Origin of the sequence: Pantoea sp. DY-5, assembly GCF_019795955.1 — a bacterium.
Classification (GTDB): domain Bacteria; phylum Pseudomonadota; class Gammaproteobacteria; order Enterobacterales; family Enterobacteriaceae; genus Pantoea; species Pantoea leporis.
This window is the reverse complement of record NZ_JAIMIE010000001.1, coordinates 478,120-497,230: the sequence shown is the minus strand read 5'-3', so window position 1 is coordinate 497,230 and position 19,111 is coordinate 478,120. Positions and strand designations below refer to the sequence as shown.

At 54.0% G+C, this 19,111-nt stretch carries 19 protein-coding genes; 9 read left to right on the top strand and 10 right to left on the bottom strand.

What is annotated here, in order from left to right; all coding sequences use genetic code 11:
• Window positions 1–50: 50 nt before the first annotated feature.
• Complete coding sequence (locus tag K5Y30_RS02335) at window positions 51–347, top strand: DUF1161 domain-containing protein (protein WP_222182915.1); 297 nt, start codon at window positions 51–53, stop codon at window positions 345–347.
• A gap of 31 nt (window positions 348–378) precedes the next feature.
• Here the strand turns inward: K5Y30_RS02335 and K5Y30_RS02330 are convergent, their stop codons facing one another.
• Window positions 379–1,839 (bottom strand): MDR family MFS transporter, encoded by a 1,461-nt coding sequence (locus K5Y30_RS02330; protein WP_222182137.1) that lies wholly within the window; start codon window positions 1,837–1,839, stop codon window positions 379–381.
• Window positions 1,840–2,223: 384 nt separating this feature from the next.
• Here K5Y30_RS02330 and K5Y30_RS02325 point away from each other — a divergent pair, with 384 nt between their 5' ends.
• From K5Y30_RS02325 to osmV, 4 genes are read left to right on the top strand one after another with little or no spacing between them, the layout of a single operon-like run.
• On the top strand, window positions 2,224–2,940 hold the full coding sequence (locus tag K5Y30_RS02325) for an ABC transporter permease (protein ID WP_222182139.1): 717 nt from the start codon (window positions 2,224–2,226) through the stop codon (window positions 2,938–2,940).
• Between the two features lie 16 nt (window positions 2,941–2,956).
• Window positions 2,957–3,883 carry a glycine betaine ABC transporter substrate-binding protein gene (locus K5Y30_RS02320; protein ID WP_008108905.1) on the top strand — a complete coding sequence of 309 codons (927 nt, stop codon included), beginning with the start codon at window positions 2,957–2,959 and terminating at the stop codon, window positions 3,881–3,883.
• Between the two features lie 9 nt (window positions 3,884–3,892).
• Window positions 3,893–4,540, top strand: a complete 648-nt coding sequence (osmW, locus tag K5Y30_RS02315; protein WP_064738719.1) for an osmoprotectant ABC transporter permease OsmW — start codon at window positions 3,893–3,895, stop codon at window positions 4,538–4,540.
• Window positions 4,540–5,676, top strand: coding sequence for an osmoprotectant ABC transporter ATP-binding protein OsmV (gene osmV, locus K5Y30_RS02310; RefSeq protein WP_101764353.1), 1,137 nt, complete (start codon window positions 4,540–4,542; stop codon window positions 5,674–5,676). Before osmW ends, osmV begins: the two co-directional genes overlap by 1 nt.
• A 144-nt stretch (window positions 5,677–5,820) precedes the next feature.
• Here the strand turns inward: osmV and K5Y30_RS02305 are convergent, their stop codons facing one another.
• The 4 genes from K5Y30_RS02305 to K5Y30_RS02290 form a co-directional block, all read right to left on the bottom strand.
• Window positions 5,821–7,194 carry a nucleobase:cation symporter-2 family protein gene (locus tag K5Y30_RS02305; RefSeq protein ID WP_222210398.1) on the bottom strand — a complete coding sequence of 458 codons (1,374 nt, stop codon included), beginning with the start codon at window positions 7,192–7,194 and terminating at the stop codon, window positions 5,821–5,823.
• A 178-nt stretch (window positions 7,195–7,372) separates the two neighbouring features.
• Window positions 7,373–8,077: a dethiobiotin synthase gene (gene bioD, locus K5Y30_RS02300; protein ID WP_222210397.1), complete on the bottom strand. Its 705-nt coding sequence runs from the start codon at window positions 8,075–8,077 to the stop codon at window positions 7,373–7,375.
• Between the two features lie 102 nt (window positions 8,078–8,179).
• A complete protein-coding gene (locus K5Y30_RS02295; protein WP_222210396.1) occupies window positions 8,180–9,397 on the bottom strand; it encodes an ROK family protein in 1,218 nt (405 codons plus the stop codon).
• A 134-nt stretch (window positions 9,398–9,531) separates the two neighbouring features.
• On the bottom strand, window positions 9,532–10,428 hold the full coding sequence (locus K5Y30_RS02290) for a LysR family transcriptional regulator (protein WP_137385824.1): 897 nt from the start codon (window positions 10,426–10,428) through the stop codon (window positions 9,532–9,534).
• Between the two features lie 94 nt (window positions 10,429–10,522).
• Between K5Y30_RS02290 and K5Y30_RS02285 the strand changes: the two genes are divergently transcribed.
• From K5Y30_RS02285 to K5Y30_RS02275, 3 genes are all read left to right on the top strand, one after another.
• On the top strand, window positions 10,523–11,779 hold the full coding sequence (locus K5Y30_RS02285; protein ID WP_222182148.1) for an MFS transporter: 1,257 nt from the start codon (window positions 10,523–10,525) through the stop codon (window positions 11,777–11,779).
• 168 nt (window positions 11,780–11,947) lie between these two features.
• Window positions 11,948–12,205 (top strand): hypothetical protein, encoded by a 258-nt coding sequence (locus tag K5Y30_RS02280; protein ID WP_101764347.1) that lies wholly within the window; start codon window positions 11,948–11,950, stop codon window positions 12,203–12,205.
• A gap of 365 nt (window positions 12,206–12,570) precedes the next feature.
• A complete protein-coding gene (locus tag K5Y30_RS02275; RefSeq protein WP_222210395.1) occupies window positions 12,571–13,755 on the top strand; it encodes a sugar transporter in 1,185 nt (394 codons plus the stop codon).
• Window positions 13,756–13,836: 81 nt separating this feature from the next.
• Here K5Y30_RS02275 and K5Y30_RS02270 read toward each other — a convergent pair whose 3' ends face one another.
• On the bottom strand, window positions 13,837–14,094 hold the full coding sequence (locus K5Y30_RS02270; RefSeq protein ID WP_101764345.1) for a YdgH/BhsA/McbA-like domain containing protein: 258 nt from the start codon (window positions 14,092–14,094) through the stop codon (window positions 13,837–13,839).
• A gap of 295 nt (window positions 14,095–14,389) precedes the next feature.
• On the opposite strand from K5Y30_RS02270, the gene K5Y30_RS02265 reads away from it, so the two are divergent.
• Window positions 14,390–15,043 (top strand): TetR/AcrR family transcriptional regulator, encoded by a 654-nt coding sequence (locus tag K5Y30_RS02265; RefSeq protein WP_222210394.1) that lies wholly within the window; start codon window positions 14,390–14,392, stop codon window positions 15,041–15,043.
• A 67-nt stretch (window positions 15,044–15,110) separates the two neighbouring features.
• On the opposite strand, the gene rhaM is transcribed toward K5Y30_RS02265, so the two are convergent.
• Genes rhaM through rhaB form a run of 4 tightly spaced genes read right to left on the bottom strand, consistent with a single transcriptional unit; the run spans window position 15,111 to window position 18,989 of the window.
• Entirely contained in the window at window positions 15,111–15,425 is a 315-nt protein-coding gene (gene rhaM / locus K5Y30_RS02260; RefSeq protein WP_008108878.1) for an L-rhamnose mutarotase, read from the bottom strand.
• Complete coding sequence (gene rhaD, locus K5Y30_RS02255) at window positions 15,415–16,257, bottom strand: rhamnulose-1-phosphate aldolase (protein WP_222210393.1); 843 nt, start codon at window positions 16,255–16,257, stop codon at window positions 15,415–15,417. Before rhaD ends, rhaM begins: the two co-directional genes overlap by 11 nt.
• 10 nt (window positions 16,258–16,267) lie before the next feature.
• Window positions 16,268–17,524 carry an L-rhamnose isomerase gene (locus K5Y30_RS02250; protein ID WP_176970493.1) on the bottom strand — a complete coding sequence of 419 codons (1,257 nt, stop codon included), beginning with the start codon at window positions 17,522–17,524 and terminating at the stop codon, window positions 16,268–16,270.
• A complete protein-coding gene (gene rhaB / locus K5Y30_RS02245; protein ID WP_222210392.1) occupies window positions 17,517–18,989 on the bottom strand; it encodes a rhamnulokinase in 1,473 nt (490 codons plus the stop codon). Before rhaB ends, K5Y30_RS02250 begins: the two co-directional genes overlap by 8 nt.
• Between the last annotated feature and the right edge of the window lie 122 nt (window positions 18,990–19,111).

Here is a 19,111-nt window from a genome sequence, read left to right as displayed (position 1 = left end):
GTTTATCACTGCTATAGTTTTGACAGGATTTCTGACCAAAGGAGTGAATGATGAAAAAACGTAATGCAGTTCTGCTGATGGCGATCTTGTCGCTGCCGGTATTGGCGCAGGCGTCTTGTGAAAGCGTCAAAGCGGACATCAGCAAAAAAATCATTAACAACGGCGTCGCCGAATCGGACTTCACGCTGGATATCGTGGCCAATGATCAAGCCGATCAGGTCGGCGGCCAGGTTGTGGGTCATTGTGAGAACGACACACAGAAAATCGTCTACAAGAAAAATGGCCGTGATGGTGACAGCACCGTGCCAGACAGCGCGGGCAGCTCTCAGGATACGCCAGCGCAGTAAACTTTCGGGCGGCTCTCTGGCCGCCCTGCTTTTACTCCACTTCCGGCCTTTGCCGCGGCATTATCCACGCCACCCACAACGTTAGTAGCGCAATCAGCAACGACACTACAAACACCCAATGTAAAGAACTGGCGATTTGTCCGGTCCAGTCATGCAATGTCGCCTCCGACAGCGCCTGACGGCTTTCAGGCGACATGATTTTCTGCATCGGATCGTCGGCCTGCGGCAGACGCAGAGACAAATTGAGGTTCAGCACCGCGCCCAATAACGCGGTACCAATCGCCGACCCGATCATGCGGCTGAACATGATTGAGGCGGTGCAAATGCCGCGAATATCGTAATGCGCATGGTTCTGTACCGATACCAGAAACGTGGTGCTGGTCATGCCCATGCCGGTGCCAATCACAAAGGCGGTGAATCCGGCCTGCACGATTGAGCTGTCGCTGCGCAGTAGCAGCAGTAATGCGCTGCCCGCAATCAGCAGCAGCGCGCCCAACTGCGCGGTGAAGCGATAGGAGGTGATAAGCATCAACCTACCGCTCAATGTACTGGCCAGCGGCCAGCCAATCGACATCATCGCCAGTGCGCTGCCGGCCTGCAGCGGCGTGCCGCCGGTGATGCCCTGAATCCAGGTTGGTAGAAAGGCGCTGATGCCCATCATACTGGCACCGATGATCAGGTTGCCGATGTTGCCAGCAACGATGAGCCGGCTGCGCCAGATTTCCAGCGGGAACAGCGGCGCATCAGCACGCTGTTCATGCTGTTTTAAACGCCAGGCAGCAATGACCGCCAGCAGCAGGAACGGCACCAGCCAGAAACCGAGCACTTCTGCCTGCAGCAGCGCGACCAGCAACGCCGTTACGCAGATCATCAGCCAGCAGCTGCCGGTGAGATTGAGCGTGGTGGCCTGATTTTGTTCACGCGATGGAAGAAAACGCGCCAGCAGCAGCATGGCGATGGCGCCAATCGGCACGTTGACCCAGAAAATCACCGACCAGCTAAAGTGCTGCACCAGCCACGCGCCGCTCAGCGGACCAATGATTGCCGCCACGCCCCAGACGCTGGAGAGCCAGCCCTGTACGTTGGCGCGTTCGCGCGGCGAATAGACGTCCGCCACAATGGTGGACGTTAGCGGCATAATCGCGCCGGCACCTAACCCCTGAAAAGCGCGAAACAGGATCAGCCACGCCATGCTGTGGGCAAATCCGCACAGAATCGATCCCATTAAAAAGAGCGAAACACCGATAAACAACAGTCGTTTGCGGCCCCACATATCTGCCAGTCGGCCATACAGCGGCACGCTGACGGCTTGCGTCAGTAGATAGATGGAAAATACCCAGCCAAACTGCGAAAAGCCGCCAAGATCGGCAATAATGGTCGGCATGGCGGTGGCCACGATGGTGACTTCAATCGCCGCCATAAACATAGCGAGCATGCAGCCGATAAGAATCCAGTGGCGATGTTCCGTGTTCAATTCTGCAGTTTCAGTCATACGTCTCCTTAATTTCTAATAAGGCTAGCTGAAAATTCACCAAACCAGTTTCCTCTACGTGCGCCCCATCTGTGACGACGTCACTTATTTCGATGAAAATTTTTTATTGTCGGATGATGCCTTATTCCACGCGGGTTAGATGGCGTTTTTTATTAATTCTATCTGTCTGATTTTGCCGCAAAAACTAGCGCTTATCGACAAGCATTGCTATAGGTCTAAGCGGTGCTTTCCAGATATTCACTGAAAAAGCATCTGATAACAGTCATTTTAACTGCAATTTAACGGGGTGAAGGATTTTCGTATGTGTGCGTTTTAACACTGCGCCGCCATCCTGGGAATGACATTACCTATCGAACGATTTCTTGAATCAGGGAGACACTGGCTATGCAAAATGCATCGCTCGCCCGCCGCGCTGGGCTGGCTCTGCTCGCGATTGTTGCGGTGCTTGCCCTGCTGGTTTGGGGGCTGGGGCTGAACACGCTGCGCGACCGGCGGGAAGATTTGGTTTATCTCGGGCAGCAGCATCTGTTTTTAGTGTTTTGGTCAATGTTCTTTGCGTTACTGGTGGGCATTCCCAGCGGCATCCTGCTTAGCCGTCCGTTCGCTCGTCGCTGGGCAGAGTACGTGATGCAAATTTTCAACGTGGGTAACACGCTGCCACCGCTGGCGGTATTGGCGCTCGCGATGGTGATTGTCGGTATCGGCGATCGTCCCGCGCTGATTGCCCTGTTCCTCGCCTCGCTGCTGCCGATTGTGCGTAATACTTTTGCCGGTTTAAGCGCGGTACCGCCGTCGCTGATTGAAGCCGCCAACGGTATAGGTATGACGAAGTTTCAGCGTTTGCGTCAGGTGGAAATTCCCAATGCGCTGCCGGTGATTCTGGCAGGCGTGCGCATCGCCACGGCGATTAACGTCGGTACCGCGCCATTGGCGTTCCTGATCGGTGCCAGCAGTTTTGGTGAGCTGATTTTCCCCGGCATCTACCTCAACGACTTCCCTACGCTGATCCTCGGCGCTGTGGCCACCGCACTGGTTGCGCTGGTGCTCGACATGCTGCTCGCGGCATTGGGACGTTATCTCAGCCCGCACTCTGCGGCTTAACACAAGGAGCTTTGTGATGGCCACTGCCAACAAACTGGCGCGCTGGGTTAAACGTACTGCGCTGGCACTCACCGCGACGCTGGCAATCAGCCAAAGCGCTGCGGCTGCAACACCGATTACCATGGCAACTAAGAGCTTTACGGAGCAGCACATCCTCTCCGCGATGACAGTAATCTGGCTGCAAAAGAAAGGTTTTCAGGTGATTCCCAAGACCAATATCGCCACCACTATTGGTCGTAACGCGATGATCAATAAACAGATTGATATGACATGGGAATACACCGGTACTTCGCTGATCATCTTTAACCACATCAATAAGCCTATGTCGACCGAAGACGCGTATAAAACGGTAAAACAGCTGGATGCGAAGTTAGGGCTGGTGTGGCTCAATCCTGCACCGATGAACAATACCTATGCGTTTGCCATGCAACGCGATCGTGCGGAGAAAGAAGGCATCAACACCATGTCGCAACTGGTGGCGAAGCTGGAAGAGGTACGCAAGAACGATCCGGATCATAACTGGAAACTGGGTTTGGACCTGGAATTCTCGGGCCGCTCCGATGGTCTTAAGCCATTGCAGAAAGCCTACAACATGCCGCTCGATCGTCCGCAGATTCGCCAGATGGATCCCGGCTTGGTTTACAACGCGATTCGCGATGGCTTTGTTGATGCCGGTTTGATCTACACCACCGATGGCCGCGTGAAAGGGTTCGAACTCAAAGTGTTAGAAGATGATAAGCACTTCTTCCCAAGTTACAACGTCACGCCCGTAGTGCGTCAGGATGTGCTCGAGAGCCATCCGGGTTTGGATACGGCGCTTAATCAGCTCTCCGCGTTGATTAATGACGAAGCGATCACCGAGATGAATAAGCGTGTCGATATTGATCATCAGTCGCCGCAACAGGTGGCGCGTGATTTCCTTCAATCCAAGAACATGCTGTAAGGAGGCGCTGTGGATACCTTGCATTACATCATGAATAACTGGCACACCTTGATGACGCTCACCTGGCAACACACGTGGCTGGTACTGGTGGCGGTCGGTTTCGCCATTATCGTTGGCGTACCGCTGGGCATTTTGATTGTGCGCTTTAAGTGGCTGGCCACGCCGGTGCTCGGCATCGCCACCATTGTGTTAACCATTCCCACCATCGCGTTGTTTGGTTTGATGATTCCATTGTTTTCTATGATCGGTCAGGGCATTGGCGCCCTTCCCGCTATCACCGCCGTGTTCCTCTACTCGCTGCTGCCGATTGTGCGTAACACCCACACCGCGCTGGAGAATTTGTCTCCCGGACTGCGTGAAGCCGGTCGCGGGATTGGCATGACCTTCTGGCAGCGTCTGCGCTGGGTCGAGATTCCGATGGCGCTACCGGTGATTTTTGGCGGTATTCGTACAGCGGTGGTGATGAACGTCGGCGTGATGGCGATTGCCGCCGTGATTGGTGCAGGTGGTTTGGGCCTGCAACTGCTCGACGGGATCAGCGGCAGCGATGTGCGCATGTTGATTGCCGGTGCCTTGATGATTTGTTTGCTCGCGATTGTGCTTGATTGGCTGCTACACCGTTTGCAGTCGGCGCTGACTCCTAAGGGGATTCGATAATGATAAAACTGGAAAACCTGACGAAAACCTTTACGCAAAAGAACGGCACATCACTCAATGCCGTGGACAACGTCAGCCTTGAAGTGCCTGCCGGGGAAATGTGCGTGCTGCTCGGCCCATCGGGTTGTGGCAAAACCACCACCCTTAAGATGATTAACCGTTTGATTCCCTCCTCAAGCGGCAGGATTTTGATCAACGGTGAAGACACCAGCGGACAAGATACCGTCACCCTGCGCCGCAATATTGGCTATGTCATCCAGCAGATTGGTCTGTTCCCGAATATGACCATCGAGGAGAACATTACCGTGGTGCCGCGCATGTTGGGTTGGGATAAGAAGCGCTGCCGTGAACGCGCCACGGAATTGATGAGCATGGTGGCGCTCGATCCGACCAAGTTCCTGCATCGCTATCCGCGCGAAATGTCCGGCGGTCAACAGCAGCGTATTGGCGTGATTCGCGCGCTGGCTGCGGATCCACCGGTATTGCTGATGGATGAACCTTTCGGCGCGGTCGACCCAATCAACCGTGAAGTGATTCAGAACGAATTCCTTGAGATGCAGCGCCAGTTGAAGAAGACCGTGATGCTGGTTAGCCATGATATTGATGAAGCGCTGAAGCTCGGCGACCGCATCGCGGTATTTGGTCAGGGCAAAATTGTGCAGTGCGCCAGCCCGGATGAGCTGTTAGCCAAACCGGCGAACGACTTTGTTGGCTCCTTTGTCGGTCAGGACCGTACGCTGAAACGTTTGTTGCTGGTGCAGGCCGGCGATGTCACCGATCAGCAGCCCACCATCACCGTGCAGCGTAATACGCCACTGCAGGAGGCCTTCGCCACCATGGACGATAACGATATGCGTTCGGTGACGGTGGTTGATGAAGATGGCAAGCCACTGGGATTTGTGAAGCGTCGTGAAGCGCGCGGCGCCACGGGACGCTGCGAAGAGATGCTGCATACCTTTAAAGTGACCGGCAAAGCGGAAGAAAACCTGCGCGTGGTGCTGTCGAAGCTCTATGAGCACAACACGGTGTGGATGCCGATCGTCGATGAGGAAGGTCGTTATAGCGGCGAGATATCGCAGGATTACATTGCCGATTATCTCAGTTCTGGACGTACGCGCCGTCGGTTGAATCCGTAAAACCTTAAGCAGTCGCCGAGGGGCATATGGCAGATCGTAAAGTCGCCATAAATCATCCCTGAGGCTCAGCCCGCGCCTTCCCTGGCGCGGGATGCTTTACTCCTCTGCCATATGCCCCTCGGCTATTTGACTCCGTGCGCTTTGTTAACGCGACTCCTCAGCCGTTTTTGCCGCCACTGCTTCGCTGCGCTCTGAAGGCAGCACGACATTCAAAATAATCGCCAGTATCCCGCCAGTAGTCACCGCGTGACCAAACAGGTTGCTAATCAGTGTCGGGAACTGTTTCAGCACTTCAGGTACCGCTTCGACACCCAAACCGATACCAAACGACACGGCAACAATCAGCATCTCGCGACGGCCAAGCGGCGTTTGCGTCATCACGCGGATACCGGCAGCCACCACGCTACCAAACATCACGATGGTCGCGCCGCCCAGCACCGGCGGTGGAATCTGCTGCAGCATGTAGCCAATCGCCGGGAACATACCGAGCAGCACCAGCATTACGCCGATCACCATGCCAACATAACGGCTGGCAACGCCGGTCATTTGGATGACGCCATTATTTTGCGCAAAAGTGGTGTTGGGAAAGGCAGAGAACACGGCGGCGAGCAAGCAGCTGATGCCATCGGCGAAAATACCGCCCTGCATGCGGCGCTCAAACGCTTCGCCTTCAATCGGCTGCTGCGACAACATGCAGTTCGCCGTGAGGTCGCCCACCGCTTCAATCACGGCTATCACCGATACCAGCGCGATGGGAATAAAGATGGTCCAGTCAAAGGCAAAACCAAAACGGAACAGCGCCGGCATTACCAGCCACGGCGTATCATCCATTGGCTTAAGGGTGAGATGGCCGGTTAACGCTGCGGCGATACAGCCCGCAGCAATGCCGGCCACCACCGCAACCAGCCGCGTCCAGCGATTTTGCGAACGGTTAAGTACGATAATCACCAGCAGCGTCAAGGCACCGAGCGCCAGATTGCCGGGCGCGCCAAAATCGCTGGCGTTATGGCCGCCAGCCCAATCGGTGATGCTGACTTTGATCAGGCTGATACCAATTAAGGTAATAACGGTGCCGGTAACCACCGGCGTCAACACTTTGCGTAATGGCGCGATGCAGCGGCTGATCAACATCGGAATCATCGCCGCTACTAAGTTGCAGCCAAAGATCATCGCCATGATCTCTTCTGGCGATCCGCCGCGCGCTTTGACCATCAATCCGCCCGACAGAATCACCCCGAGAAAGGCAAAGCTGGTGCCCTGCAGGCAGATCATGCCTGCGCCAATGCCCATAAAGCGGCGCGCCTGCAGGAAAGTACCGAGACCGGAAACGAGCAGTGACATACTGATCAGATAAGGGATCCATGCCTGTAATCCCAACACGGAACCAATAATCAGCGGCGGCGTAATGATGCCCACTACGCTGGCCAGCACATGTTGCAGTGCGGCACAAAATGCAGGCAATGGACCGATGCGGTCATTCAGCCCATACAACAAACCTTTCTCATCTGATTGCGACATACAGGTGCTCCGGCAAGATATTCATCAGAGCTGCTGATGCATGAATCACGCCAGAACAAGGGGTTTATTAAAAATTGGAAGTAAGATATTGAATATTCTGGCAATTAATTCAGTAAAGAGGAAGGCTGAATCTGAAATCTTAGATTCAGCCATTGATCATTTGCGGCTTTTTGTTTCATCAGGCCGCAGGCTTTGCACTGTTGTCGTGCGTAAAATTGTCATCGAGCAGTGAAATATCCAGATAATTACTCAGTTCCCGCTGTTCTGCGCGCGGCAGATAAGGCAACTCGCCTAATAAAGGTGCACCTAACTTGTTTCTCAAAACATCAATAATTTCAGCGTAATGCGCCAGACCGGGATTAATACGGTTGGCTACCCAACCCACGAGTCGCAATCCATCCTGCGCAATCGCCTCGGCGGTCAGTAAAGCGTGGCTGATGCAACCTTCCTTAATGCCGACTACCATCACAACCGGCAAATGTTCCTGCCGCACCCAGTGGGACAAAGGCTGTAAATCGTTCATTAAACTGCGCCAGCCGCCGGTGCCTTCCACCACCACGCGCGCGGCACGCTGCTGCAAATCGTTCAGGCTGCGACTGAGCAATGGATAATCAATACGCTGCGACGCGCTGGTGCTGATTTCATCCTCTTGTAAGGCTATAGGATTGACGGCGGAATAATCTAGAGCGAGACCTGAAGCCTGCTGTAATAACAGAGCATCTTTATTACGTAAGCCTTCAGATGTGAGTTGCGCGCTTTTGGCGACAGGTTTGAAGCCTGCGGCGCACAGATTCGCCTTGGCAAAGCACTGTAATAACGCGCGTGATACCACGGTTTTACCCACCGCGGTGTCGGTACCGGTGACAAAAAGCGTTTTCACCATTCTCCTCCTTCATTAAAGCGATGTGTAACGTGCGAAGGAGGCAGTTTAAGGAAATGTTTTCGCGGGCAGATTGCGTTAGGACAAACTTAAGGTGAGCTGTAATTATCCCTGCAACAGTTTTACCAATAAATGGCCGCTATAGAGCGCGTCTTTTATCAGTGCGGCGCCGCCAAAGGTGCCGGGATCGCTGAAAGCCGTTGGTGTGAGCTGGATTTCACTGCTATATGCGGGCAAGGCTTGTTGTCGAATGGTACTGCTCACCGCAGGGAACAGCACATCGGCGGCCTGATTCAGCGGCGAACCGATAAGGATTTGTTGAGGATTAAAGATGTTTACCATCATCGCCAGCATACGGCCAATATGGTGTCCGACGCCCGCAATCACATCACGCGCCAGGCGATCGCCCTGCTGCGCGGCTGCGCATAAGCTCTCAATCGTCAACGGCGTCTGATGCAATACACTGTCCGGCTGCGACGTCAAACGCTGGGCGGTGAGATTAAGCAAGCTTCCGATGCTGGCGACGGTTTCCAGACAGCCATTATTGCCGCAATAACACTGCTGGCCGTAAGGATCGATTTGCGTATGACCAATTTCCACCAGCGTACGACCATTTTTGTGCAGCAGTTGTCCGCCGCTGATCACGCCCGCGCCGACGGTTTCATCAATCACAATCTGAATCACATGTTGCGCGCCACTGGATGCGCCAAACAGCGCTTCGGCTAACGTCCAGGCGGAAATATCATGCTGCACGAACACCGGCAGACCGGTGCGCTGCGCCAGCGTTTCTCCCAGCGGCATATCCTGCACGTCATAACCCGGCATGCGATGGACCACGCCAGAAGCGGCGTTAATCAATCCCGGCAAAGTAATGGCGATGGCGGTCAAACGCTCCAGCTTGCTTTGATGACGAATAAAGAAGTCATTCACTGTCTCGTGCAAGGTTTGCAGCAGTGGTTTGTCGGCGCTGGCGTACAGCGGCAGGCGATCTTCCTGCAGCGCGCGGCTGCTGAGATCGCGCAGCGTCAGCGTAATAAATCCGGGCTGAATGCGCACGGCGAGATAGTGCCAGGCGAGCGTATCGAGGATCAAACCAATCGCGGGACGACCGCGACTGCCCGGCTCCTGAAATTCAGTTTCCTGAACCAGATGGGCATCGAGCATTTCACGCACGATTTTGGTAATGCTGGCGGGTGCTAACTGGGCACGTTTAGAAAGCTCAATACGCGAAATCGGGCCGTAAAGGTCAATCAGTCGGTAAACCACACCTGCGTTGGTCTGTTTTATCTGATCAATATGACCAGGTTGACTGTACAGATTCACGCCCAGCTCCCATTATTTTCGCGCTTCTAAATAAACAGCAGCTATGGTGATGCAGATTGACCAGCAGCGTCAAATATTTGATTAGAAATGTGATTTATCGCACATAAAGTTTGGGCCCTCATTCAACTGCGGACTCAATTCTCTGCATTTTGCAGCATCAGCGACATCATATTGGTCATTTGCGCCGTCGGTTCTCGCGTCGCTGACCAGACCAGCCAAACTTCAGAAATCGCGTCGCTCTCCTGCAACGGGATCCACACCACATCAGCCAGACGTGCACGGCTGAATGACGCCGGCAGAATCGAAACGCCGAGTCCGGTCGCCACCAGACCAAGGATGGTCATCGCCTCGCCCACTTCTTGCGTAATAAAAGGTTTGATTTGATAGCGATGCAGCAGCGCCAGGATTTCACCGTACAACGCAGTGCCGCCTTGCGGATCGAAAAATACGAACGGCTCGTTGGCTAATGCCTGAATGGAAATCGACTCTGCATCGGCCAGCGGATGCGCCCAATGCACTACCGCGCATAGCGGCTCACGCAGTAACACGCGGTGCTGCAGATCGCTGGGCAGCGGCGTATTGCGCATCACACCAAGATCGAGTCGAGCATCATGAAGTGGCGCAAGCTGCTGCCGCGTGTTGTTCTCCTGCATCTGAATGTGTACTTCTGGCCAACGCTGACGGAATTGGTACAGCGCGTCAGAAACCAGACCGGTAAACGGCGCTGAGGAGGTAAAGCCGATGCGCAACTCGCCCTCCTGCCCGCTATGCACGCGTGCGGCGCGGCGGGTGGCCTGCTCCACCTGTAACAAAATGGCACGCGCATCCTGCAAAAACAGCGCGCCGGCGGGCGTGATCTGTACGCTGCGATTGGTGCGGGTAAACAGCTGGGCGCCAATTTCCTGCTCCAGTTGCTGGATCTGCTGACTCAGCGGCGGTTGCGAAATATTCAGGCGCTGCGCGGCGCGGCCAAAATGCAGTTCCTCCGCGACGGCAACGAAATAGCGTAAATGACGCAACTCAACATTCATACTTTAAAAGTCTCATTTGAGATTATTAATATATTGTACAACCTATTCGCCCTTTCCTACAGTAACGGCATGATTGTTCAAACGAGGATGTTCCGTGAGTCGCTCTTCTCAGGCGGTGATACTCGATGAAGACGAGTTGTCCGTAAAGCCTGCTCCAGCTGCAACCCCTTCAGAATGGATTGAACGCGGATCGCCGCAATTTATGCGCGTTACGCTGGCGCTGTTCTCTGCCGGTCTTGCCACTTTCGCCCTGCTGTATTGCGTGCAGCCCATTTTGCCGGTGTTATCGCAACAGTTTGGTGTTTCTCCAGCGCAAAGCAGTATTTCTCTCTCGCTATCGACCGGCTTAATGGCATTCGGATTGCTGTTTACCGGGCCGCTGTCGGATGCGATTGGGCGTAAATCGGTGATGGTTACCGCGCTGTTGCTCGCGGCTATCTGTACCTTGATTTCCGCCACCATGAGTAGTTGGCAGGGGATTTTGCTGATGCGCGCGCTGATTGGCTTATCGCTGAGCGGGGTTGCGGCGGTTGGCATGACCTATCTGAGTGAAGAGATACATCCACGCGTTATCGCCTTTTCCATGGGGCTGTACATCAGCGGTAACTCGATTGGCGGCATGAGCGGACGCCTGTTGACGGGCGTATTGACCGATTTCTTCTCGTGGCGCGTTGCGGTGGGCGTGATTGGCTGTTTCGCGTTGGCGGGCGCGCTGATGTTTTGGAAAATCCTGCCTGCATCGCGTCATTTCCGTCCAGCTTCGCTGCGTCCGCGTAGTTTGCTGATCAACTTCCGTTTACACTGGCGCGATAAAGGATTACCGCTGCTGTTCGCTGAGGGCTTCCTGCTGATGGGCGCGTTCGTCACGCTGTTCAACTACATCGGCTATCGCCTGCTGAGTGCGCCCTGGTCGCTGAGCCAGGCGGTGGTGGGATTGCTGTCGGTGGTCTATCTGACCGGCTCCTGGAGTTCACCGAAAGCCGGCGCGATGACCAGCCGCTTTGGACGCGGTCCGGTGATGATTGGCGCAACTGCGATTATGCTGACGGGATTGCTGCTGACGGCGTTTAACTCACTGTGGCTGATTTTACCCGGCATGATGTTGTTCACCGCCGGATTTTTTGCGGCGCACTCTGTTGCCAGCGGCTGGATTGGCCCGCGTGCGCGTCGGGCTAAAGGCCAGGCATCGTCACTCTATCTGTTTAGCTATTACGTTGGATCCAGCGTGGCGGGTACATTGGGCGGCGTGTTCTGGCACAGCTATGGCTGGATGGGCGTTACGGCATTCATTAGCTTGCTATTATTAATGGCTTTGTTGGTCGGCTGGCGATTGCAGTGCCGGAAACTGTAATACCTTTCATCTGTTAAACGGGGCTAATGCGCCCCGTTCTCTCATCAAGTCCACGCCATCCGGTGATCTCACAGTCCCAGATAAAACAAAACGGCCAATCGTCGCTATAATTCATTCCATTCCAACAATAGTTAGACTTTTATTATTTCACAGCAATGAGGACGATAGATGGGACTCTATTATTACGTCGATAAGCATGCCGGCTATAACGACAACCATGTAGTACACGCAACGGGATGCCCGTACCTACCCGCCGATGAGGCACGCCGTTTCCTTGGGACTTTCTACACGCCAAATGCCGCCATTCAGCAAGCGCGTAAATTTTATGCCAGCGCGCTGGGCTGCGAGCACTGCTGTCCGGTGGGGTTAAAAAAAAACATGACGACTCAGAATAGTGTGGCACTAAAACATATGGTGCGACTCTGATAATCATGATGTGAGAGTGGTCAGCAGACCTAACTCTTTTGTTAAGCAGCACTGCGGCGTTTCATAATAATTATAAATTTAAGTGTAATAATAACTGGACCTTAAGGCGTTCAAGGTGGCGTCAGGTCCAGTTGCCTCTTTCTCCCCCGTTGTTAATCTTGCTCGCTCTCGTATTGATGACAGAAAGCGTAAAAACCTCAGGCTATTAATTACGCCACTCTTGATAAAAAATATTCAGTAATAAAAGCCCGACAAACGGTTTCCCTCCGCTCATTAATGCTCCACAATAGCGGCAATTTGTGACTCCGGTCACTTTCTGGGGTGCTTTTTGCCCTTTCATTTGCCGTCTGACTGATTTGAACTCCATGCAATCTACTACTGTTTCCCGTAAAACGGCCTGGCTACGCGTTGTACTGCTGGCTATTGCTGCTTTTGTCTTTAACACCACAGAATTCGTGCCTGTCGGTCTGCTGTCGGATATCGCCGCCAGCTATGACATGAAGACTGCCGATGTTGGCATTATGCTGACCATCTACGCGTGGGTTGTCGCGCTATTGTCACTGCCGTTGATGCTGTTAACGCGCAATATTGAGCGTCGCCTGCTGTTGGCGGTGTTGTTCATTGTGTTTGTTGCCAGCCATGTGCTCTCGTCTTTGGCATGGGATTTCACCTCACTGGTTATCTCGCGCATCGGTATTGCCTTAGCGCACGCCGTGTTCTGGTCAATTACCGCTTCGCTGGCCATTCGCGTGGCGCCTGCAGGCAAGAAAACTCAGGCGTTGAGTATGCTGGCAACCGGTACCGCGCTGGCGATGGTGCTGGGCGTGCCGATTGGGCGTATCGTCGGTCAATATCTTGGCTGGCGCACTACTTTCGGCATGATCGGCTTGTCTGCTTTGGTATTGCTGATTTTGCTGATGCGCATACTGCCGCGTCTGCCGAGCGAGCACACGGGTTCACTGAGCAGCGTTCCGATGCTATTCCGCCGTCCGGCGCTGGTGGCAATGTACGTTCTGGTTACCGTGGTGGTGACGGCGCATTACACCGCTTACAGCTACATCGAACCGTTTATGCAGGTGGTGGCTAATGCCGATGATAATTTCACCACGCTGCTGTTACTGCTGTTTGGATCAGCGGGCATTCTCGGCAGCGTGCTGTTTAGTACGCTGGGCAATAGATTCCCTTCTGCGATGCTGATCGCCGCAATTGCGATGATCACGTTAAGCATGGGCTTGCTGGTGTTTGCTGCAGTACGTCCCGCTGCAATCACCATGCTGTGCATCATTTGGGGCATGGCAATGATGATGATTGGTCTGGCGATGCAGGTGCGCGTTTTGGCGCTGGCACCGGATGCCACCGACGTCGCGATGTCGCTGTTCTCGGGTATCTATAACATCGGTATCGGCGCGGGTGCGCTGCTCGGTAATCAGGTCAGCTTGCATATGCAAATGTCGGATGTTGGTAACGTCGGCGGCATTATTGGCCTTGCCGCACTGTTTTGGTGTATCGCTATCTTCCGCCGCTATCCACAGCTGCGTTCTAACGGATAAAAAAAAGGCTTCAGAAGGTTATCTTCTGAAGCCTTTTATTCACTTCCTGCGGAATGCTTAATTGCCCTCCGCTCAATTCTCTTAGTTATAAATTACTGCTGTGCCATTTAGCTTGTTGTTGCCAGAGGTCGAAGTGATGCGGAATGACTTTGCTCCGGCAGCACTGGCCTTTTCCGCTAGCTGATTCTCCAGCGATGTCAGGTTAGTGCTACCTGATGCGCTAACCACACCAATCTGTTGTTGATTCAACGGCGCTTCGTTTACTAAGTCTGCAGCCATGCTACCAAACGCGATTGAAGACAATGCTACAGCGGCCAAAGTCAGTTTGATGCTTTTCATAATTTTGCTCTCTTAAACAGGTGAATTGGGGTCGGTCGCGATTAAGTTAACAACCGTTAATTAAATGCTACTGCCGAATGGACCCGCGCGTCAATCATTTTATTAACGGTCATTATTTTAATCGGAAGTGGCGTGATTATGGGCTTCCCAGCCCTTTTTGACTTATCCATTTGGGTGCTTTCGCCAGCAAAAAGCACAAACGGGCAAAGACGAATAGACTCATTCCGGGCTGCGCTTGCATATTTATTTAATGATCGGTAATTTAATGGGGTGTTTCTACGCTTTGAGGTGCCCAATGACAGAAGTTATCGATGTGGTGAACAGGAAAATGCGCGGCCGTCCGAAAGTGTTTGATCGCAACGATGCCCTGGACAAGGCATTGATGTTGTTCTGGGCGCATGGCTATGAAGGCACTTCGCTGTCCGATTTGGTTAACGCTACCGGCGCTAAGGCCCCAACCCTTTATGCTGAGTTTGAAAATAAAGAAGGGTTATTCCGTGCGGCGATGCAGCGATACATTGAAACGTTCAGCGCGCAGCGCAACGCCGTGCTAAATGATGATGCTTTAGACGTGAAAACGGCCATTGAAGCCTATTTTCGCGCAACCGCCGCATGCTTCACCGAATGTGATAAGCCTGCTGGCTGTTTCTTTATTTGTACCTCGAGCGCGCTCTCTTCCGGCTCAGAAGAAGTGGCGCAAATGCTGGCTCAACAGCATCACGCGCAGGAATCAGCGTTAAAAGCATTTCTTGATACCCGGCAGCAGCGCGGCGAGTTACCGCAATGTGCCAATAGTGCAAGGTTAGCCCGCTACCTGGCGTGTTTACTGCAGGGAATGTCGGTGCGTGCGCGTGAAGGCGCTAATCGTGAGGACCTTGACCAGATCGTGGATACGCAGATGGCAATCTGGCCCGCTCTGGCGGGATATTGTGAATTGAGCACCAAATAAAATTCAGGCCGACTTCCGTGTCGGCCTAAAATTATTGCCTCCATACAAATACTGAGGTGAGCGAGCGTTAAGGCAGGAAAAACATCGGTTTCAACGCTGCACTCACCGGACTGTTATCCGGATTCGATGGCATTAAATCCTTCATCGATGCCCACCAGCGCTGACACACTTCCGTTTTTGCCACTGCTTCCCAGCGCGCTTCAGACTCAATTTCCACGCTGGCAAACAGCAGATTGCGTTCAGCATCCAGCCAGATAGCGTAATTGTGCGCGCCATGCGCTTTTAGCGTCTCAGCCAGCTCCGGCCAAATTGGCGTATGACGGCGCAGATACTCATCGTGGCAGTGTGCATGCACCTGCATCACAAAGGCTTTACGCAACATCGCTGCGCTCCGCCTGCAGCGCGGCTTGCCACGGCTTAACGTTGAAGCGTTCACCCAGCGCGATCAGCTGCTCAGTGGTGATGCTTTGACGAATGCCGCCCATTGACAGCGCTTTTACCACCACTTCGGAGGATTTCTCCGCCGTATCGATCAGGCCGAAAGTCTCGTCGAGGTTTGGACCCGCGCCAAAGATGCCATGGAACGGCCACATCACAATGCTGTGATTTGCCATTGCGTCTGCCGTTGCCTGACCAATTCCATCGGTGCCGGGCACCATCCACGGCAGAATACCTACGCCATCCGGGAACACCACCAGACATTCGGTGCTGCCTTCCCACAACAGGCGTGTGAATCGTGCGGAATCCAGATCGACCACATAGCTCAGCGCCATAAAGTTGGTGGCGTGGCAATGCATGATGACGCGATCAATGCCGTTTGAGACCTGCTTGCGCACGCTGTGCGACTGGAAGTGAGCTGCCAACTCTGATGTTGGCAGGCCGCCGTTACTCAAACCCCAATGGATTTTGTATGACAAGCCTTTGTCATCCACATGAAGCAGCGCCAGACAGTCGGCCGGGTCGAGCTGAACGTTACGGAAAAACTTACCCGACCCGGTGACCAGGAACCAATCATTGGCCAGTGCTGGAGCAGGTTTGGTGAGCTCAATACAGCGCGGCTCGGCATAGAAATCACCGGCGAAATCTTTAACTTCTTCCGGCAGTAAACGTAAGCTGACGTTGCCGCCGTTACGTTCATCCCAGCCCTTCAACCACATGTCGCTGGTCGCTTTAACCATTCCCTGAACAAAAGCGGAAGAGAGAATATTTTGCATGGTGTGTCCCTTAACGTTGACGCAGTGTTTGTTGTTCATAATGACGGACTTCGCTCAGCCAGCTGGCATCAGCAGGGACATCGTGGCGCAGACACCAGGCTTCCCACACCGCTTGCCACGGCAACGATTTTTGTTCTTCCAGCATCGCCAGGCGGCCGGTGTAATCCCCTTCGCTCTCTAGCTTGCGTAACTGGTCGGTAGGTTCCAGCAGAGCACGCAGCAGCGCTTTTTTGGCATTGCGTGTCCCAATTACCCACGCCGCGATGCGGTTGATCGACGCATCGAAGAAGTCGAGACCGATGTGCACCTTGTCGAACAATTTGTGACGCGCGATCTCGGTAGCGATGGCCTGGGTTTCATCGTCGAGAATCACCACGTGATCGCTGTCCCAGCGCACCGGACGGCTTACGTGCAGCAGCAGGCGCGGCACATACAGCATGGCCGTGGAAATTTTGTCGGAAATCACTTCGGTTGGATGGAAGTGGCCGGCGTCCAGAGTCAGCGCGGTCTGGCGGCTGCTGGCATAACCCAGGCAGAATTCATTGGAACCCACGGTGTAGCTCTCTGCGCCGATGCCAAACAGTTTGCTCTCTACCGCATCAATGTGGTGCGCAGGATTGAGTTTTTCACTGATTACTTCATCAAGCGCACTCGCCAGGCGTTGACGCGGTCCTAAACGATCGACGGTGAGATCTTTCATTCCGTCCGGCACCCAGATATTCATAACGGATGCGGTACCCAGTTGCTCACCAAAGTGTGCAGAGATACGACGGCTGGCCTTGCAGTGATCGATCCAGAACTGACGAATCCCTTTGTCGGCGTGTGACAAGGTAAAGCCATCGGCGCTCAGCGGATGGGAGAAACAGCTTGGATTAAAATCGAGGCCCAGCTTGTGCGTTTTGGCCCATTCCACCCAGTTGCTGAAGTGTTTCGGTTCAATCGCATCACGGTCGACCGGCTTATCGCTCTCCAGATAAATCGCATGCAGGTTGAGGCGTTTAGCACCCGGAATGAGTGACATCGCTTTTTCAACATCAGAGCGCAGCTCATCAGCATTACGTGCACGTCCCGGATAGTTGCCGGTAGCCTGAATACCGCCGGTCAGTTCACCGTTCGGATTTTCGAAGCCGCGCACGTCATCACCCTGCCAGCAGTGCATCGAGACCGGAATGCCATCCAGCTGTGCCATTACCTGTTCCACATCCACACCGATGGCGGCGTAGCGTTGTTTGGCCAGTTCGAAGGCCTGTTCAATCAGCTTAGTCATATGCAAGTTCCTTAGCAGGTTGGCTGAGCGCGGCAAAGCGTGCCTGATGGGCAGCGAAGGCGCTGTTGTTCAACGGTTCAAATTTTTCTAACGGGAAGTTTTGGCTAATGCAGCGGCGTAAATCACTCACGTCACGCAATTCGCCTAAGGCTATGAGCTGGCAGCCGACGTTACCGAGCGTCGAGGCTTCAATCGGCCCCGCCAATACCGGAAGTTGGCAGGCATCGGCACACAATTGATTTAACAGCGGGTTCTGACTGCCGCCGCCCACCACATGCAGTTGACGCAGCGGTGCCGCGCGCAGTGTGGCGAGTTCGCCAATCACCTGGCGATAGAGTAAGGCCAGACTGTCGAAGATGGTGCGAGCCAGCGCAGCCGGCGTCTGCGGTACGGGCATGTTCTGTTCGGCGCAGGCGTTTTGAATCTCCTGAACCATGCTGTCTGGATTGATAAAACGGCTGTGATTGGGGTTAACCAGCGCACGACAGGCGGGCTCTTTTGCGGCTTCTTTGATCAGCGAACAGAGATCGGTAATTTGCAGCTCGGTGCAGACACGTTGCAGCAGCCACAAACCCATAATGTTTTTCAGAACGCGGTAGCCTTCTGCTCCACCTTCATTGGTTACGTTGGCATTGAGCGCCGCCGTGCTGACACAAGGCTGCAAGCTCTCAATCCCCATCAGTGACCAGGTTCCCGAGCTGAGATAAGCGGCATCATCCTGCATTAACGGGGTGGCCAAAACCGCGCTCGCCGTATCGTGAGTCGCAACCGCGATCACCGGAACGTGGTTGCCGCTGGCGCTGGTCCAGTTACCGACAGTGTTACCTGGCGATGTGGGTTTGCCGAACCACTTAGCCGGCACGCCAGCCCACGCAAGCAAATCGCTGTCCCATTCGCCGCTGTGAATATTGAGCAGTTGTGTGGTGGTGGCGTTGGTGTATTCCCAGTTCATCTGGCCGGTAAGGCGATAGTGCAGATAGTCAGGAATCATCAGCGCATACTGCACTTTTTCCTGCCAATCTGGCTGCTGCTGATGCAGTGCGTGCAGTTGATAAAGGGTGTTGAACGGCAAGAATTGAATGCCGGTGCGCTGATAGATTGCACCTTTGCCGAGATCGTTAATGGCCTGAGCCATGTGCCCTTCTGTACGCTTATCTCGATAACTTACCGCCTCGCCGACGCGTTTACCGTTGGCATCCAGCAACACCAAATCAACGCCCCAGGTATCGATGCCAATGCTGTCCGGCACAATGCCTTCATCATCAAGCTGGGCCAGCCCTAAACGAATCTCTTGCTCCAGTCGCTCCAAATCCCAACAATCATAATCTGCACGGCGCACACGCTGATTGGTGAAGCGACGCACTTCGCGCAGGCTGATCTGCTGATTCGCTGAACTCCATTGTGCGAGCATCACGCGCCCGCTGGATGCGCCTAAATCAATGGCAACAATGTTACGCATACTCATGGCGTGTTCTTCCTGTAATGAGATGACTACAGATTAGAAATCTCCGCTTTTTGCCACCTTCCCCTTACTGCCAGTGCGTAATAGTCACTGGCAGGCTGACAAAGAAGTTCGTGAGAAAGCTC